The 18,407-nt window shown below is 51.7% G+C and carries 16 protein-coding genes; 6 read left to right on the forward strand and 10 right to left on the reverse strand.

Features of this window, described 5'->3' with window-relative positions:
• Positions 1–14: 14 nt before the first annotated feature.
• The 5 genes from ubiA to malK all read right to left on the reverse strand — a co-directional run bounded on the left by ubiA (position 15) and on the right by malK (position 5,178).
• Positions 15–887, reverse strand: a complete 873-nt coding sequence (gene ubiA / locus DY231_RS21935) for a 4-hydroxybenzoate octaprenyltransferase (RefSeq protein ID WP_115631538.1) — start codon at positions 885–887, stop codon at positions 15–17.
• On the reverse strand, positions 887–1,396 hold the full coding sequence (gene ubiC, locus DY231_RS21940) for a chorismate lyase (RefSeq protein ID WP_115631539.1): 510 nt from the start codon (positions 1,394–1,396) through the stop codon (positions 887–889). The genes ubiA and ubiC overlap by 1 nt, the downstream gene beginning before the upstream one ends.
• A 173-nt stretch (positions 1,397–1,569) precedes the next feature.
• A complete protein-coding gene (gene malM, locus DY231_RS21945) occupies positions 1,570–2,526 on the reverse strand; it encodes a maltose operon protein MalM (protein WP_115631540.1) in 957 nt (318 codons plus the stop codon).
• A 147-nt stretch (positions 2,527–2,673) separates the two neighbouring features.
• Positions 2,674–4,023, reverse strand: a complete 1,350-nt coding sequence (locus tag DY231_RS21950; RefSeq protein ID WP_115631541.1) for a maltoporin — start codon at positions 4,021–4,023, stop codon at positions 2,674–2,676.
• Positions 4,024–4,068: 45 nt separating this feature from the next.
• A complete protein-coding gene (gene malK / locus DY231_RS21955) occupies positions 4,069–5,178 on the reverse strand; it encodes a maltose/maltodextrin ABC transporter ATP-binding protein MalK (RefSeq protein WP_064515357.1) in 1,110 nt (369 codons plus the stop codon).
• Between the two features lie 393 nt (positions 5,179–5,571).
• Here malK and malE point away from each other — a divergent pair, with 393 nt between their 5' ends.
• The 3 genes from malE to malG all read left to right on the forward strand — a co-directional run bounded on the left by malE (position 5,572) and on the right by malG (position 9,514).
• Positions 5,572–6,762, forward strand: a complete 1,191-nt coding sequence (malE, locus tag DY231_RS21960; RefSeq protein WP_115631542.1) for a maltose/maltodextrin ABC transporter substrate-binding protein MalE — start codon at positions 5,572–5,574, stop codon at positions 6,760–6,762.
• Between the two features lie 102 nt (positions 6,763–6,864).
• Positions 6,865–8,409, forward strand: coding sequence for a maltose ABC transporter permease MalF (malF, locus tag DY231_RS21965; protein WP_115631543.1), 1,545 nt, complete (start codon positions 6,865–6,867; stop codon positions 8,407–8,409).
• 214 nt (positions 8,410–8,623) lie between these two features.
• The gene (gene malG / locus DY231_RS21975; protein ID WP_064515351.1) at positions 8,624–9,514 is read left to right on the forward strand and encodes a maltose ABC transporter permease MalG; all 891 of its coding nucleotides are present in this window, start codon (positions 8,624–8,626) and stop codon (positions 9,512–9,514) included.
• A gap of 95 nt (positions 9,515–9,609) precedes the next feature.
• Here the strand turns inward: malG and psiE are convergent, their stop codons facing one another.
• Complete coding sequence (gene psiE / locus DY231_RS21980) at positions 9,610–10,017, reverse strand: phosphate-starvation-inducible protein PsiE (RefSeq protein WP_034492374.1); 408 nt, start codon at positions 10,015–10,017, stop codon at positions 9,610–9,612.
• Positions 10,018–10,224: 207 nt separating this feature from the next.
• Here psiE and DY231_RS21985 point away from each other — a divergent pair, with 207 nt between their 5' ends.
• Positions 10,225–10,497, forward strand: coding sequence for a YjbD family protein (locus tag DY231_RS21985; RefSeq protein WP_115631544.1), 273 nt, complete (start codon positions 10,225–10,227; stop codon positions 10,495–10,497).
• 1 nt (position 10,498) lies between these two features.
• Here DY231_RS21985 and rluF read toward each other — a convergent pair whose 3' ends face one another.
• On the reverse strand, positions 10,499–11,377 hold the full coding sequence (gene rluF, locus DY231_RS21990; protein WP_115631545.1) for a 23S rRNA pseudouridine(2604) synthase RluF: 879 nt from the start codon (positions 11,375–11,377) through the stop codon (positions 10,499–10,501).
• A gap of 107 nt (positions 11,378–11,484) precedes the next feature.
• On the opposite strand from rluF, the gene DY231_RS21995 reads away from it, so the two are divergent.
• Both DY231_RS21995 and DY231_RS22000 read left to right on the forward strand, forming a co-directional pair.
• Complete coding sequence (locus tag DY231_RS21995; protein ID WP_256682694.1) at positions 11,485–11,922, forward strand: type II toxin-antitoxin system RelE/ParE family toxin; 438 nt, start codon at positions 11,485–11,487, stop codon at positions 11,920–11,922.
• Complete coding sequence (locus DY231_RS22000; RefSeq protein ID WP_115631546.1) at positions 11,897–12,187, forward strand: addiction module antidote protein; 291 nt, start codon at positions 11,897–11,899, stop codon at positions 12,185–12,187. The genes DY231_RS21995 and DY231_RS22000 overlap by 26 nt, the downstream gene beginning before the upstream one ends.
• Before the next feature lie 44 nt (positions 12,188–12,231).
• Here the strand turns inward: DY231_RS22000 and DY231_RS22005 are convergent, their stop codons facing one another.
• The 3 genes from DY231_RS22005 to metH form a co-directional block, all read right to left on the reverse strand.
• Entirely contained in the window at positions 12,232–12,639 is a 408-nt protein-coding gene (locus DY231_RS22005) for a hypothetical protein (RefSeq protein WP_115631547.1), read from the reverse strand.
• Between the two features lie 61 nt (positions 12,640–12,700).
• Positions 12,701–14,329, reverse strand: a complete 1,629-nt coding sequence (locus DY231_RS22010; protein ID WP_115631548.1) for a Na/Pi cotransporter family protein — start codon at positions 14,327–14,329, stop codon at positions 12,701–12,703.
• Positions 14,330–14,568: 239 nt separating this feature from the next.
• Positions 14,569–18,252, reverse strand: coding sequence for a methionine synthase (metH, locus tag DY231_RS22020; RefSeq protein WP_115631550.1), 3,684 nt, complete (start codon positions 18,250–18,252; stop codon positions 14,569–14,571).
• Between the last annotated feature and the right edge of the window lie 155 nt (positions 18,253–18,407).

The raw sequence follows: 18,407 nt of genomic DNA on the forward strand, positions 1-18,407 counted from the left end.
TTTAGTTTTTGATATCAAAAGTGCAGGTAACTCAGCACCAGGCCTATAAACAACACCAGCCCAACGTAGTTATTATTCAGGAATGCACGGAAACAGGCGTCACGATCGCGGTTCGCAGTCAGACGTTGCTGATGGATAAATAGCGCGCCCGCCAGAGCAATCGACCAGTAAAACGCCCCGCCCAACCCGTTCAGCCAGCCAATCACTGCCAGCAGTACCATCACCGAAACCTGCAAAACACCGATGATAAAATTGTCATAGCGCCCGAACAGTATCGCCGTGGATTTAATGCCAATTTTTAAATCGTCATCGCGATCGACCATTGCATATTGGGTGTCGTAAGCCACGGCCCAGCAGATGTTAGTCAAAAACATCAACCAGCAACTCAGCGGAACAGACTCACTCACCGCAGCAAATGCCATTGGGATTGACCAGCCGAATGCCGCACCTAACACCACCTGCGGCAGGTGGGTATAGCGTTTCATAAACGGGTAAACCCAGGCTAATGCCAGCCCCGCTACCGATAACAAAATTGTCATGGTATTGAGTGTCAGCACCAGTAAAAACGACAGCAGAACCAACACAGCAAATAAGATGCGTGCTTCTTTCTCGCTGACTGCCCCACTCGGCAGTGGCCGGTGCGCAGTGCGTTTGACATGCCCATCAAATTTACGATCGGCGTAGTCGTTTACCACGCAACCCGCAGCGCGCATCATCCAGACGCCAGCGATGAACACACATAAAATGGTCAGCGGCGGCACACCCGGTGTCGCTAACCACAACGCCCATAACGTGGGCCATAGTAATAAAAGCGAGCCAATCGGCTTATCAAGCCGCATCAGGCGTTGATACGCCTGCCATTTGCCTTGTTTCAGACTCCACTCCATTATTTTTCCTCTACATACAGCGGGGATGCGGGGAGAAACAGCTCGGTCAGCACTAATGGTTTTCCGGCTAATCTCAGGCGGGAACGACGCCCCCACAGCTCCTCATTGCGGCCAATCTCAATGAAATCCCGTGTCAGGGAAGATGCACTAAACAGGTAACGTCCAAGAGGTGTGGTTCCGAGTTGCTGCAATGCAAGCTCTGGCCCCTCGAGGGTAGATTCAGGAACGATGGTTCGCCCCAAAAGCCAGGGTTCATCGTCACCGCAGAGCATGATTTCACGCAACCAGTAACGTTTGGCTTCAGGCAGCAAATCAGCTTCGGGGATATCGGCGCGCGAATCGAAAAAACCTTCACGCACAATACGCACGCTGACTCGCGAGCAATATTGTTCAAAGCGCTGGGTCATTGAATCTTCAAGCAACAACCAGTCAAGAAGCGATGCACTCAGCCCCTCGGGGATCGTAGCCTCAAAGCGTAAGGCGCGCAGTGGCGAAAGCGCGTCAGACATGTGAATTTCTCCGAAACAAAACCGAAAGTCATTGTAACGCAGAATAGGTATGGCGGGGCAGGAAAAGCACAACAAGCGTTTAACAATGCCGAGTCAACTTGAAGGATGAAGAAGGAAAAAAGGTGCGCCAGGCGGCGCACCAAACCTCAAACATCAGCACTGCGGGGAGACGGTCACCCCTTGCCTTTTACACTGCTGATAAAAGTTTTACGGGCAGTCGTCGATCCCAGGCGTTCAGCTTCGTCGAGCAGTTTCAGGGCTTTGTCTACATCGCCTTTCGCTACTGCATCTTTGATTGCCTGGTTGAAGTACGTTTCGGTGTCACTTAGCACTGGCTCAGATTTTTTGGCAGGTGCTGCTGCGGCGGGTGCCGCCACTGGCGCGGCAACGGCTACCGGGGCAACGTATGTTGCGGCTGGCGCTGCGGTATTACCCACAGTGACCGGGCCTGGGCCGGATGAACCAAATAACGGTCCAACCAGAATGCTGGAGCTTGAAGAGGTTTTGACTTTCACTTTCAAGAGGCCGTCAGTGGTATGGCGGGCAATCGGGTCTGGAATATCCGGTACAGCGTTACCCGTGCCTTTTGCATAGGCTTTTGCCGGGTCGAGCATTTTGGTGGTTTGCTGTGTGTCTTTGTTGGTGGTGAAAACTAATAAATATACTTTTTGCTGACCCAGCGCAGGCGTCAGTTTAATCGTCCCTTCCAGGCGGTCGGCTGACATCACGCCAGGCTCCTGGTAGGTAAAGTAGCTCGACGGGAAATAGGCAGCAGGCGTCAAGTTCTGGTCAAGAACCAACACGTTCGGCGCAAATACCCCATTTTGTTTCACTTCACTGGTCAGCGTAATGTTCAGCTCACCAATATTGGCCGGCACGCTATAAGCCGCAACGGGGCCAGTAATATCGCCAGCACTCAGACGCTGTCCGGCGATAGAAAGATCGGTAGTTTGGGTTTTCGACTGATCCACTGGCGTCCATTGCAACTGTTGGAGTGCAGAAGCTGGGACGGCGGGAGCGGCCGAAATATCCTGTGGAACGATGTTGACGTCAGCCAGGCTTACGGCTGGCAGGCTTGCAAACAATCCCGCTGATAAGCAGATTGCGACGAGACTTTTTTTCATTTTCATTGTTATAACCTCGAGTGGAAGTCGATGAAAAGGTAGCCAGGCAATAGCGCTTTTCATCTGAAACGAGTATTGGCATACAAGGGTAATAATGATGAGGAGCCCAGTGGCGAGCCCCTCATCGAGTCATAACATCAGGTTAAAGCAGTATTACCACCAGATTTCCATCTGGGCACCGAAGGAGAACTCATCGCTGTCGCCGCGACCGAAGGACATGCCGTTAAAGCCGTCGCTGGTTGCTTTGCCAAAGTTTGGGTTGCCAGCAGCGCTGCCAGTGGTGTCATAACCCCATTTCTCATCCCACTTCGCATAAGTTGCGAAGACACGAATTGCCGGACGGGACCAGATGCTGTCGCCTGCCTGCCATTGTTGTGCCAGGGTGATTTTGTACTGGTTGTTGGTGTCGCCGGTGTTCTGGGACTTCACGTTGTCGTAACCGACTTCCAGCAAGGTACTCATGATTGGCGTCCATTTGTACATTGGACGGATACCGACGGTCCACCATTGGGTGCCGTTGTTGTTATCCCAGCTGATGTCCTGGTACATACCCACATACATCAGGTCCCAGTTGTCAGCCAGCGTCACAGCACCGTGGTCGATAACGCGCAGCAAGTGACCGTTGTTGTTGATGCCATAAGCGTACGGGCTACCGTCTTCGTTGTTGCCAAGACCAATACCGCCACCCTGAGACAGGCCTTTACCCTGCGAGGTCATGGAGTCAGTCGCGTACTGTACAACGAACTTGTTATAGCCTTTCAGCATGCTCTGGGTGTGTTCTGCGGTGAACATCCAGCCATCTTTAGAGGCTTCTGGCTGCAGATAGTAGTCGTCGTTAACGTTGGTGTGACCGTAATCAACACCGAATTCCAGCGTACCGCCTGGGTTAACTTCCATCTGACCTAAACGCACGTCGAAGACGTCGTTCGCAGTCGCTGTGGTGTAATCGCGAATATTGTCGCTGCCGAATGTAGAAGAACCACCCGCTTCAGTAGAACGTGTTGCAGCCAGGGAAAGTTTACCGAAGCCTACGTCTACGTTTTCCAGACCTGCACCCGGACCAGAAATATCCCAGTAGTAGAAGTCGATCATGTGTACGTCATGACGTTGATAGAAACGCTTACCGGCCCAGATAGTTGCGCCTGGCAGTGCATCAATCAGGTTTTTACCCTGCACGTTTGCTTCACGGAATGCCGGGCTGGTTGCTTCCCAGTCATTCTGCTGTGCTACGGAGTAAGCCACGTTGGTATCAAAGTAGAAGCTCTTATCGCCTTCTTTCCAGACTTCCTGACCAAATTTCAATTCCGCATAGGTTTCACATTCGTTACCAAGACGGTATTTAGATTGAGCACCAGTTGCCTGGAAGCACTGTTGTGCGCCGCCGCTACCGGTCCAGCCGATACCAGAACGGGCATAACCGTGGAAATCCACTGCCATTGCCTGAACAGACATAACGCCTGCTGCTACGGCGACTGCCAGTGGGAGTTTGCGCAGAGTAATCATCGTTCTATCTCCTGAGATCATTGCTTTTCTTTTTTATGGGAATGCTTAAACACCTGGCTCTTGATGCAGCCGACGACAAGCAGTGCCATCTTCACGGAACAGATGGCAGCGCTCTGGCGGCAAGCCAATAGCGAATGTGGCACCCTCTTTTACCAACACCACGTCATTCTGGCGGTACACCAGGTTCTGACGGATGGCGGGGATTTGGATATGAATCTGAGTTTCATGGCCGAGCTGCTCGACAACCTGTACTTCACCTTCAAGGGTCACGTCAGCGATGTCGCTTGGCAGCAGATGCTCCGGGCGAATCCCCAGAGACATATTGGCGCCGACCTGAACTTCTTTGCTTTCAACCGGCAGCCAGACTTGCTGACGGTTCGGTAATTCAACCTGCACTTGATCGATAGCCGTGGCGGTGACTTTCACCGGCAGGAAGTTCATTTTTGGCGAGCCGATAAAGCCCGCAACAAAACGGTCAGCCGGGTAGTGATACAGCTCAAGCGGCTTGCCAACCTGCGCGACACGCCCGGCGTCCAGCACCACAATTTTGTCGGCAAGCGTCATCGCTTCGACTTGGTCGTGGGTGACGTAAATCATGGTGCGGCCAAGGCGCTTATGCAGTCGGGAGATCTCAATGCGCATCTGCACACGCAGTGCCGCATCAAGGTTTGAAAGAGGTTCGTCGAGCAAGAAAACGCGGGGTTCAGCCACCAGCGTACGACCAATCGCCACACGCTGACGTTGCCCACCAGAAAGGGCTTTCGGGCGACGCTCTAATAAATGTCCCAGTTGCAAAGTTTCTGAAACCTGGGTGACACGCTGATTGATATCGCTTTTCTTCGCGCCCGCGAGCTTCAGCCCGAAGGACATGTTTTCAGCAACAGAAAGATGGGGATAAAGAGCATAAGACTGGAACACCATGCCGACGCCGCGTTCAGCGGGCGGAATGTCATTCATACGGGTATCGCCGATAAACAAATCACCGCTGGTGATGGTTTCCAGCCCCGCAATCATGCGCAACAAAGTGGATTTACCGCAGCCTGACGGTCCAACAAAAACCACGAACTCACCTTCCTGAATGTCCAGGTTGATATCTTTCGATACCACCACGTCACCCCAGGCTTTTGTTACGTTCCGTAGCTGTACGCTTGCCATGTACTTCTCCCTTCATTCCGTCACGCTGCTGATTGGCAGGTGATTCAAGATGTGTCGGACTATGACGGATCAATACATTTCATGAATCCTCCACCCTGCTGTTTTTTATGGGGGAGGAGGCGGGAGGATGAGAGGGGCTGGTCTGCAACCGGTTGCAGTGGGCGCGACAGTTTTTCGTGATCGTGGTTTCAAATTTCTGGGTGGTTTTGTGTGCTCCAACACACATAACTGTCAGTTATGGAATGCAGATCACAGATACCAGGGTGGGGGCGTAGGGCTAAGGAGGATGAGAAGCACTTGCCATCTGCGCAAACTGGCAACCGTAACGCCACTACCTTGACCTTGATGTATCCACGCGCAAAGCAAACCACCATTCAAAGGATGGGAATAAATATGAAAATTAAAACTGGCGCCCGCATCCTCGCTCTGTCTGCCCTGACAACGATGATGTTTTCCGCCTCTGCACTGGCAAAAATAGAAGAAGGTAAATTGGTCATCTGGATTAACGGTGACAAAGGCTATAACGGCCTGGCAGAGGTCGGTAAGAAGTTTGAAAAAGATACCGGTATTAAAGTCACCATCGAACACCCGGACAAACTGGAAGAGAAATTCCCACAAGTTGCGGCGACAGGCGATGGCCCGGATATCATCTTCTGGGCGCACGACCGTTTCGGTGGTTACGCACAATCGGGCCTGCTGGCCGAAATCTCTCCAGACAAAGCTTTCCAGGACAAGCTGTATCCGTTTACCTGGGACGCCGTTCGTTACAACGGCAAAATCATCGCTTACCCAGTTGCGGTTGAAGCCCTCTCTCTGATTTACAACAAAGACCTCGTACCTAATCCACCGAAAACCTGGGAAGAAATCCCGGCGCTGGATAAGCAGCTGAAAGCGAAAGGTAAGAGTGCGTTGATGTTCAACCTGCAAGAACCGTACTTCACCTGGCCGCTGATTGCCGCTGACGGCGGTTATGCGTTCAAACTCGAAAACGGCAAATATGACGTGAAAGATGTGGGCGTGGACAGCGCGGGTGCGAAAGCGGGCCTGAGCTTCCTGGTCGACATGATCAAAAACAAAGAAATGAATGCGGATACCGATTACTCCATCGCAGAAGCGGCCTTTAATAAAGGCGAAACGGCGATGACCATCAACGGCCCGTGGGCCTGGTCGAACATTGATAAGAGCAAAATCAATTACGGCGTGACGCTGCTGCCAACGTTCAAAGGCAAAGCGTCTAAACCATTTGTTGGCGTGCTGAGTGCCGGTATCAACGCCGCCAGCCCGAACAAAGAGCTGGCGAAAGAGTTCCTGGAAAACTACCTGCTGACCGATCAGGGTCTGGCTGAAGTGAACAAAGATAAGCCATTAGGTGCCGTTGCACTGAAATCTTACCAGGACCAGCTGGCGAAAGATCCACGTATCGCCGCTACCATGGATAACGCCCAGAAAGGCGAAATCATGCCTAACGTGCCGCAAATGTCTGCGTTCTGGTATGCCGTTCGTACCGCTGTTATCAACGCCGTTAGCGGTCGCCAGACTGTTGATGAAGCGATGAAAGACGCTCAGGGACGTATTACTAAGTAAAAAAATGGCGGATGCCGCGCTGCTTATCCGCCCTACGTAACCCCGTAGGGTGGATAAACGTAGTGTCATCCACCGCTTTGAAAAGCTGTTGAGGAACACCCCATGGATGTAGTTAAAAAGAGCCACTGGTGGCAAAGCGATGTGCTGAAGTGGTCAGTCATCGGCCTGTTGGGACTGCTGGTTGGTTATCTTGTCGTATTAATGTACGCCCAGGGGGAGTACCTGTTTGCCATTATGACGCTGATCTTAAGCTCACTTGGCCTGTATATTTACGCTAACCGCAAGGCTTATGCCTGGCGTTATGTTTACCCCGGTCTTGCCGGCATGGGATTGTTCGTCCTGTTCCCACTGGTCTGTACCATCGCCATTGCTTTCACCAACTACAGCAGCACCAACCAACTGACGCAGGAACGTGCACAAGAAGTGCTGATGGACCGCCAGTATCAGGCGGGCAAAACCTTTAACTTCGGCCTGTACCCGGCGGGTGACGAGTGGCAACTCGCGCTGACTGACGGCGAGTCAGGTAAGAATTTCATCTCCGATGCCTTTAAATTTGGTGGCGAACAGCACCTGAAATTGAAAGAAGCGAATGCGCTGCCAGAAGGTGAAAAAGCCAATCTGCGCGTGATTACGCAAAACCGTGCGGCACTGACCCAAATCACGGCTGAAATGCCTGATGAAAGCACACTGACCATGAGTTCCCTGCGCCAGTTCTCCGGCACTCGCCCTCTGTATACCGTGGCTGATAACGGTGAGATGACCAACAACCAAAGCGGCGTGAAGTATCGTCCAAACAATAAAATTGGTTTCTACCAGTCAGTTAACGCCGACGGTAACTGGGGCAACGAACAGTTAAGCCCAGGCTACACCGTGACTATCGGCTGGAAGAACTTCCTGCGCGTGTTCCACGATGAAGGCATCCAGAAACCATTTATGGCGATTTTCGTCTGGACGGTGATCTTCTCCATCCTGACGGTGATTCTGACCGTAGCTGTCGGCATGATTCTGGCCTGCGTCGTACAGTGGGAATCCCTGAAGGGTAAAGCGATTTATCGCGTGATGTTGATTCTGCCCTACGCGGTGCCATCGTTTATTTCCATCCTGATTTTCAAAGGTTTGTTCAACCAAAGCTTCGGTGAAATCAACATGATGTTGAGTTCGCTGTTTGGTATCAAACCCGCCTGGTTTAGCGACCCGACCACCGCGCGTTCAATGATTATTATCGTGAATACCTGGCTCGGTTATCCATACATGATGATTCTGTGCATGGGCTTGTTGAAAGCGATCCCGGACGACTTATATGAAGCCTCGGCAATGGACGGCGCAGGCCCATTCCAGAACTTCTTTAAAATCACGCTGCCGCTGCTGATTAAGCCGCTGACGCCGCTGATGATTGCCAGCTTTGCCTTTAACTTTAACAACTTCGTGCTGATTCAACTGTTAACCAACGGTGGTCCGGACAGGCTCGGCACCACAACGCCTGCGGGCTACACGGACTTGCTGGTGAGCTACACCTACCGCATCGCCTTTGAAGGCGGCGGCGGCCAGGACTTTGGTTTAGCTGCGGCTATCGCCACGCTTATCTTCATCCTGGTTGGCGCATTAGCGATTGTTAACCTGAAAGCCACCCGCATGAAGTTTGATTAAGCCTGAAAAGACCAGGCGCAATTGGCGCAGTCAGTTTGAACACGGACTGCGCGGAAAAACCGGAGCGTACACGTAGTACGTGAGGATTTGACTCACTTCGTTCACCCTGCGGGCCGCCCTATGGGCGTTCAAATGTGAACATTTGTGAGCACAGCCCAGGTTCAAAATGGCAAGCAAAATAGCCTGGAGCGGTGTTTAAGGAGTAATAAATATTATGGCTATGGTACAACCCAAATCCCAAAAGCTGCGTCTGTTTACTACGCACTTACTGTTATTGATATTTATCGCGGCAATTATGTTCCCACTGCTGATGGTTATTGCGATTTCACTGCGTCCGGGTAACTTCGCCACCGGCAGCCTGATCCCGGATCAAATTTCCTGGGAGCACTGGAAATTAGCCCTGGGTTTCAGCGTGCAACATGCCGATGGTAGCGTAACGCCACCGCCGTTCCCGGTGCTGTTGTGGTTGTGGAACTCGATCAAAATCGCGGTGATTACCGCGCTGGGTATCGTGACGCTTTCAACGACTTGTGCTTACGCTTTTGCCCGTATGCGTTTCCCTGGCAAAGCGACGTTGCTGAAAGGAATGCTGATTTTCCAGATGTTCCCGGCGGTGCTGTCACTGGTGGCGTTGTACGCCTTGTTTGACCGCCTCGGCCAGTACATTCCGTTTATCGGCTTGAACACGCACGGTGGGGTTATCTTCGCCTATCTTGGCGGTATCGCGCTGCATGTGTGGACGATTAAAGGCTATTTCGAAACGATTGATAACTCGCTGGAAGAAGCGGCAGCGCTTGACGGTGCAACCCCATGGCAGGCCTTCCGACTGGTGTTACTGCCTCTTTCCGTGCCGATTCTGGCGGTAGTATTTATTCTGTCGTTCATTGCCGCGATTACCGAAGTCCCGGTTGCATCGTTGCTGCTGCGCGATGTGAACAGCTACACCCTGGCGGTCGGTATGCAGCAATATCTCAACCCACAAAACTATTTGTGGGGCGACTTTGCCGCAGCCGCTGTGCTTTCAGCCATTCCGATTACTGTCGTGTTCTTACTGGCGCAACGCTGGCTGGTGAGTGGCCTGACGGCTGGCGGGGTGAAAGGTTAAGATTTCCTGTTAGTTATTGCTCTACCTTGTTTTAAAAGCCACTGTACCCCTCATTTGACTTTGTATTTTCTTCGGCGGCCTGCGGGCCGCCTTTTTTATTCTCGTTTTAAGCGGCTGCTATTACACAACCACAGCGTAATCACCAGCAGCAAAATCGCCCCGGAATAAATCAGCACATCCAGCGGTTGCTTATGATCAATGATGATCAGCCGCACAATGGCCGTAATACCGATATAGATAAAGTAACGCAACGGGAAGTGATACCCCGACTGAAAGTACTTAACAATCAGCGCGATAAATTCGAAATACAGGAAGTAAACCACCAACCCTTCGATAAACAGATATTTGCTGGCCTGTTCGCTGGGCGCGAAGAGCACATTAGCCAGGTGCAGCGTTTCTTTGCCAAGAAAGATGATGAGAATCAGACCAAGAGTGAGCAGAGCCAGATTAAGGACCGTTTGCATAACGGTAGCGATTAACTCGACGCGGGCGATAGATGTCATAAAACACCTCGTGGGTTAGGATACCGAAGTGTTGTTATACGTTGAAAGTGTGATCTGGATCTAGATTTTTTACTTATATACGCAAAGTGCCCAAAGCAACAATCTAGGGCAGGATTTGATAAGTAATAATTGAGAGGATGCTGATTTTTACTGAGGTTGCGGGCAGTTTGCTTTACACTGGTCGCCACTTCTTAAGAGGCCGCAACAATGTCCACATCAAGACTAACACAACAAGATATGACCGAAGCCGAGCAGCGCGAACTGAAAACGCGGCTAGACCGCGCACGCATCGCCCATGGTCGCCCCCTGACAAACTCAGAAATCAACCACGTTAAAAAAACTTATATCGACCAACTGATAGCAGAACGTGAATTGGCGGCCAAAAAAGTCCGCCAGATTAAAAAACAGAAAGCGTTAAAACCGGATACGTCTGCAACCTATTCCTGGTCTGCAAACAGCCACTCTCGTGGGAAACGCTAACTTAGCGACCCTTTTTCTTGCGTCCTGGCTGAGCGAAGCGTTTACGTGAAGCAAGCTCTGCCGGGGTTTTAGCACTGCTCTTCGACCCGCTCACGGCAGGTTTTTTAGCAACAACCGCCTTCGGTTTTGCTTTTGCCTTAGCGGCTGGCTTCGCTTCGGAAGAAGAGTTTTCAATCAGCTTAAATAACTCAATCAATTCATCGTCGGTTAAATCACGCCATTCACCCAACGGCAGCCCTTTCATGCTGACATTCATGATGCGGGTACGCTCAAGCTTCGTCACGTCATAACCAAAGTGTTCGCACATCCGGCGAATCTGACGGTTAAGCCCCTGCACCAACGTGATACGAAACACAAATGGAGCTTCTTTCTTCACTTTGCATTTCTTGGTGACGGTTCCCAGCATTGGAACACCCGCCCCCATGCCGCGAATGAACTCGTCAGTGACCGGTTTGTTGACCGTAACAACATATTCTTTTTCGTGGTCGTTCCCGGCCCGCAGGATTTTATTCACCAGATCGCCATGATTGGTGAGGAAAATCAGCCCTTGAGAGTCTTTATCCAGACGCCCAATCGGGAAAACGCGTTTGCTGTGGTTAACGAAATCGACAATGTTATCTTTCTCACCGTCTTCCGTTGTACTCACGATGCCCACAGGCTTGTTCAGCGCAATCAGCACCAGATCGTCTTCATCACGGGGTTCAATGAGCTGGCCATTAACCTTCACCACATCTCCGGAAAATACCTGATCGCCAATCGCGGCGCGTTTACCGTTAATAAAAACATTTCCCTGTTCGATGTAACGGTCGGCGTCACGGCGCGAGCAGATGCCGCTCTCGCTAATGTATTTGTTCAGACGTATAGATGAGTTAGGCAGCATGGTTCCTCCGTAAAACCGGGAATATACCTTACCTGAGGGGCGATGCGAACAGGCAGAGCGCAGATTGTCTGATTATCCCGGCATGTCTCGCATAACGGAAATGTAAGTTGCGGCGTGCTTTCCAGATTGATAACGACTCAGTTGTAAGCCGTCTGCGTAAACGAATAGGTTCGGGTTCCTGGCCACTATTCATTACGTATTTTATAAACTACAATCAAATGAAAGAACTCATACAATCTGCCACTTTCCGAAAGTGGTTTTCAAACATCAGGGACAAGCGAACGCGAACTGCCATCATCTCACGGCTCTTTCGTTTAGCTGCTGGTTTGCCCGGAGATGTTGCTGCAGTTGGTGAAGGCATAAGTGAATTAAGAATTCATTATGGCCCCGGATATCGGATCTATTACCGACAACAAAAAAACGAAATTATATTAATTGCTTGCGGCGGTACTAAGCGTTCGCAATTGCATGACATTGCTATGGCAAAAATACTGATAAAAACCTGGGAGGAGCAAGAGGATGAGTGGAACATTTACGATCTTTGATCCCGCAAATGCATTGGTAGATGACGAAGAAATTGCCTTTTTCATGGCCGACGCACTAGAAACAGGCGATGCTGCATTCATAGCCCAGGCTCTGGGCGTTGTGGCGCGGGCAAAAGGAATGACATCCGTTGCTACTGAGACGGGCTTGTCTCGCGAGCAGTTGTATCGCTCATTCAGTGAAGAAGGAAACCCTACGCTCAAAAGCACTCTGGCAGTGATGAAAGCGCTGGGGATTGAATTGACGATTAAATCCCCGCACTCCTGACAAAAAAGGCAATAAACGCGAAGTTCATTGCCTGTAGAGCGGTTTTACTTAGACGGTGACGCCGCCATCACCGCTAATTTCTTCTGAATATCTTTATCCAGATTATTCACCCAGTGATTATAAGAACGGTGAATTTCGCCATCGGATGCCAACAAATTCACACTGCTCACATAGTTAATTGAGTAGTTTCTTTCACTGTAATTAATGCGAACTGTCACGCTGTGCTTGCGGATATTTTGCGTCGCATTAATGACTCCAGGGCCTGCCACGGACATGATCCAGTCTCGCCCTTGACCGGCATTGATAATCGCGTTTTTAACCTGCTCCGCCGTTACGTGCTGAGTGATAATGGTCTGCGGCGTGCGCACTGGCTCGGTTCGTTCGAGTGCTGTACAACCGGCTAGCGCCACAACGCAAAGCACACTGGCAACTATCTGTTTTAGCTTCATCATTAAATTCCTTTTTTATAAAAATTACCGTCCCGATTATAAACAGATAGCCACGTCAGGATAATTAGTATTCGTCTCTTTCGTCATCATCAGGTTGCTCAAGAACGCTGTAAGCGACGGCACAAAACAGTGAGTTCAGGCGCTTCATATCACCGAGCAAACCGAGGTGTAGCGAGCTGGTTTCGATACTTTGGACGTTTTGCTGATGCAGGCGATCAACGTGCGCATGCGAGAAGCGGCGATTCAAAATACGGAAGCGATGTTTATTACGGCGCAAACGGCGAGCGCTGTTCACGTCTGCGGAGAAAAATACCGACAGGCTGAGTTTCAGGTTGCTAGTTAATTGCTGGAGCAGAATATCCAGCTCTTTCAGACCATCTGGCGAAAATGCCCGACGTGCAGCCAGCGATTTATCTGCCACTTCGCTACCCATGCGTTCCAGAATATCCGCCGCCTGCTCAAGGTTCAGCGACATCTCAATAATTTCAGCCCAGCGACGAGATTCAACTTCTGCCAGTTCCTCTTTTTGCATCTGCGCCATATACAGTTTGATTGCGGTATACAGCACGTCCACGTCGTCAGCGAGTTTGCGTAATTCTTTCTCCTGACGCGGTTCGCCATGCATGACTTTGCTCCAGGTTTCGAGCATCTGCTCGAGAACATCACCCATGCGCAAGGTTTCACGTGCGGCGTTGGAAAGCCCGAGCGCTGGCGTATCCAGAGCCGTGACATCAAGATGTTTTGGCTTCATCCGCGCATCAACTTCTGGTACTTCGCTGATTACACTCCGGCAAAAACGCGCCATCGCACCCGCAAATGGCACCATCGCCAGGCAGCGAATCAGGTTGTAGAACACGTGGAAATAGATAACCAATTCAGATTCCGGCTGCGAAAGTTTTTGCATCGCGTCTGCAAGAATATGAACAAACGGCAGGACTATCACCCCGCCCACCAGCTTGAATAACAAACTTCCGAGCGCGACACGGCGAGCAGCTGCATTGGCGGTACTGTTATTGATCATCGCCAACAGGCCAGAGCCAAGGTTGGCACCAATCACCAGGCACAGTGCGACATCAAACGAGATAATTCCGGCGGACGTCAGCGTGGCGGTCAGCAGCACAGCGGCAAGGCTGGAATAACTGATAATGGCGAACATTGCGCCAATCAGCGCATCAAGCATGATATCGCCCGTCAGCGAGGCGAAAATAACCTGTACACCGGAGGCCTGGGTTATCGGCGTCACAGCGGCAACAATCAGCTCCAGCGCCAGTAAAATCAGCCCAAGGCCAATGCCTACACGGCCAAGTTGCCCGGCACGTGTTTGTTTGCGGCTAAGGAAGAAAATAACGCCGATGAAGATGAGTAGCGGTGAAAGCCAGGAAAGATCGAAGGTCAGGATTCGCGCCATCAGCGCAGTACCCACATCGGCCCCCAGCACAATCACCAGCGCAGGGGTAAGCGCCACCAGATCCTGTGCCACAAAAGAGGTGACCAACATGGTGGTCGCGTTGCTGCTTTGCACCAGCGCGGTAACACCAATCCCGGCACAAAAGGCGAACGGTTTTTTTTCAACACTGCGGCTGAGTACGCTACGGAGATTTGCACCGTAAACGCGCATGATTCCGGTACGCACAATGTGCGTACCCCATACCAATAGCGCCACCGCAGAAAGTAGATGCAGTAATGTCAGCACACTTTCTCCTGGAAATGATAAGACGAGAAATTCCTTCTCTTTCCAGTATATAACGCCTGGTGAGAATTAAACGTTTCGGGATGTAAGAAGGGGAAAAGGAAGGAATTTATTGATCGGCCGTCGATGTCGCAGCCAGTTTGAACTCGGACAGCGCACAGCCCCCGGAGCGTACACGTAGTACGTGACGGGGGCGAGCACTGCCCAGGTTCAAAATGGCAAGTAAACCAGGCCGAAACGAACTAATCCGCGTCGTAGCCCAGGTTTGGGGCTAACCAGCGCTCCACATCCGTGACTGACATCCCTTTGCGACGTGCGTAGTCTTCCACCTGGTCGCGCTGAATCTGCGCCACGGCGTAATATTTGCTGTCAGGGTGGCTGAAATACCAGCCGGAAACGGATGCGCCAGGCCACATGGCGTAGGATTCAGTGAGTTTCATACCCACGACATTTTCTACGTCCAGCAGCTCCCAGATGGTCGCTTTCTCAGTATGTTCCGGGCAGGCTGGATAACCTGGCGCCGGGCGAATCCCCTGGTAGTTTTCGCGGATAAGCTCTTCGTTACTGAGATTTTCCGTTGGCGCGTAGCCCCAGTAAACTTTACGCACGCGTTCATGCAGATACTCGGCAAAGGCTTCCGCCAGGCGGTCAGACAGCGCTTTCACCATGATTTTGTTGTAATCATCGTGCTGTGCTTCATACCCTTCCGCTAACGCGTCTTCTTCCATACCTCCGGTGACGGCAAAGGCACCGATGTAATCCGCTTTGCCACTGTGTTTTGGCGCGACGAAATCGGCGAGGCAGTAGTTGGCGAAACCGACTTTCTCAGTTTGCTGGCGCAAATGATGAGCCACCGTTTGCACACGAGTCCGGGACTCATCGCGGTAAATTTCGATGTCGTCGTCCACACGGTTTGCCGGGAACAACCCGACAACGCCACGCGGCGTCAGCAATTTTTCTGCATGAAGTTTGTCGAGCATGTCGTTCGCGTCTTTGAACAAACGCTGCGCTTCTTCACCGACCACTTCATCTTCCAGAATGCGCGGATATTTCCCGGCCAGCGACCAGGTCATAAAGAACGGCGTCCAGTCGATGTAATTACGCAGCGTCTCGATGCTGGCCGTCACTTCCTGTACACCAGGGCGATGGGGAACCGGAGGCGTGTAGCTTGTCCAGTCAAAGGCCAGATCGTTTTCACGCGCGGCGGCAAGTGACACTGGCGGCGTGCGTGGTTTTTTACGCGCATGCTGAGTACGCACCGTGACGTATTCTTTGCGCGTGCGTTCTACAAAATCATCGTGCTGAGTCGGAGAAAGTAGCGCTGAAACCACACCGACGGTACGCGAGGCATTTTGCACGTAAACCGTTGGGCCGCTGTAGTTCTGCTCGATTTTCACCGCCGTATGCGCTTTAGAAGTCGTCGCCCCGCCAATCAGCAGCGGCAGCGTAAAGCCCTGGCGCTCCATCTCTTTGGCGACGTTAACCATTTCGTCCAGCGACGGCGTAATCAGGCCAGACAGACCAATAATATCGGCGCCCACTTCACGCGCGGTTTTCAGGATCTTCTCGGTTGGCACCATCACACCAAGGTCGATGATTTCGTAGTTATTACATTGCAACACTACGCCGACGATGTTTTTGCCGATGTCATGAACATCGCCTTTCACCGTTGCCAGCACGATTTTTCCGTTGGTGGAGCCTTTTTCTTTGCTGGCCTCAATATACGGCTCAAGGTACGCCACCGCTTGTTTCATCACGCGGGCAGATTTCACCACCTGCGGCAGGAACATTTTCCCTTCGCCGAACAAGTCGCCAACGACGTTCATGCCGTCCATCAGCGGGCCTTCAATAACCTGAATCGGGCGTTCGGACTGCTGACGGGCTTCTTCGGTATCGAGTTCAATAAACTCAGTGATACCTTTCACGAGTGAGTATTCGAGGCGCTTTTTCACATCCCAACTACGCCATTCGGCTTGTTGAGCGTTCGCGCTATCGTCACTTTTGCTGCCGCGATATTTTTCAGCCAGATCCAACAAGCGTTCGGTGCTGTCATCACGACGGTTCAGAATCACATCTTCGACGGCATTACGCAGTTCTTCAGAGAGATCGTCGTAAATCGCCAGTTGTCCGGCATTCACAATCCCCATGTCCATACCATTGCGAATGGCATAATAGAGGAACACGGCGTGAATCGCTTCACGTACCGGATCGTTACCACGGAAAGAGAACGACACGTTCGATACGCCACCGGAAATCATCGCATGCGGCAGTTCGCGTTTGATGTCTTCACAGGCACCGATAAAGTCCTGGGCGTAGTTGTTGTGTTCTTCAATACCCGTCGCGACGGCAAAAATATTCGGGTCAAAAATAATGTCTTCTGGTGGGAAGCCAACTTCTTCGGTCAGAATTTTGTAGGCGCGACGGCAAATTTCGATTTTGCGCTCGCGGGTGTCGGCCTGACCGACTTCGTCAAACGCCATGACCACCATCGCGGCACCGTAGCGGCGCACCAGTTTTGCATGGTGGATAAACGGCTCGATCCCCTCTTTCATGGAGATCGAGTTCACGATGCCTTTGCCCTGAATGCATTTCAGGCCTTTTTCGATGACGTCCCATTTCGAGGAGTCAATCATAATTGGCACACGGGCGATGTCTGGCTCACCGGCAATCAGGTTGAGGAAACGCATCATCGCCGCTTCGGCGTCGAGCATCCCTTCATCCATGTTGATGTCGATGATTTGCGCGCCGCTTTCAACCTGTTGAAGTGCGACTTCCAGTGCTTCGTTATATTTATCTTCTTTGATCAGACGCTTAAATTTGGCAGAACCCGTCACGTTTGTACGCTCACCGACGTTCACAAACAGGCTTTCGGCGGTGATATTTAGCGGTTCAAGCCCTGCTAAACGACAGGCAACGGGCAGGTCAGGCAGTTTACGCGGCGCCACGCCCTCAACGGCTTTGCTCATCGCGGCGATATGTTCCGGCGTGGTGCCACAGCAACCACCGATGATATTCAGGAACCCGGCCTGCGCCCATTCGCCAATCTGTTTTGCCATTTCTCTGGCATCCAAATCGTATTCACCGAAAGCATTCGGCAGCCCGGCGTTAGGGTGCGCGGTAACGTAGCATTCGGCAATGCGCGAAAGTTCTGCCACGTACTGACGTAATTCATCTGGCCCCAGTGCGCAGTTCAGGCCGAAAGTCAGCGCGTCCGCATGGCGCAATGAGTTATAGAACGCTTCGGTCGTTTGCCCGGAAAGCGTACGGCCAGAGGCATCGGTGATGGTGCCGGAAATCATGATCGGGAGATCAACGCCCAGCGCTTCAAATTCGGTTTTCACGGCAAAAATCGCCGCTTTGGCGTTCAGGGTATCGAACACCGTTTCAATCATTATCAGGTCAGAGCCACCTTCCACCAGCGCACGGGTGGATTCGCGATACGCGTCCACCAGTTGGTCAAAGCTCACGTTACGGAACGCAGGATCGTTAACGTCTGGAGAAATAGAGGCGGTGCGGTTGGTTGGGCCTAACACACCTGCCACGTAGCGCGGTTTTTCAGGCGTGCGTGCAGTCCATTCATCGGCGCAGGCGCGGGCCAACTTCGCCGCTTCGTAGTTTATTTCTGCCGACAGGGATTCCATTTGGTAATCCGCCATCGCGATGGTCGTTGAGTTGAAGGTGTTGGTTTCGACGATGTCGGCACCGGCTTCAAAGTAGGCGTAGTGAATAGCGGCAATCGTTTCCGGTTTGCTCAGCACCAGCAAGTCGTTGTTCCCTTTCAGGTCACACGGCCAGTCAGCAAAGCGCTCACCCCGGAAATCGCTCTCATCAAGACGGTAACTCTGAATCATGGTTCCCATGCCACCATCCAGTACCAAAATGCGTTGTTGCAACTGCTGATGCAGTTTTTCTACTTTGTTGCTCAACTCAGACTCCTCGCGCGTATTGTGCTTCATCCACATATCGTTTTTGTTGTGGGATGTAATTTCATCCTACCACAGGTGCCTTCGAGGTCTGCTTGAGAGTTTTTCAGGGTGAACAGAAATACAATATGTCGTGTTTGAGCCATTCCAAAGACTCC

Origin of the sequence: Buttiauxella agrestis (genome assembly GCF_900446255.1) — a bacterium.
GTDB lineage: Bacteria > Pseudomonadota > Gammaproteobacteria > Enterobacterales > Enterobacteriaceae > Buttiauxella > Buttiauxella agrestis.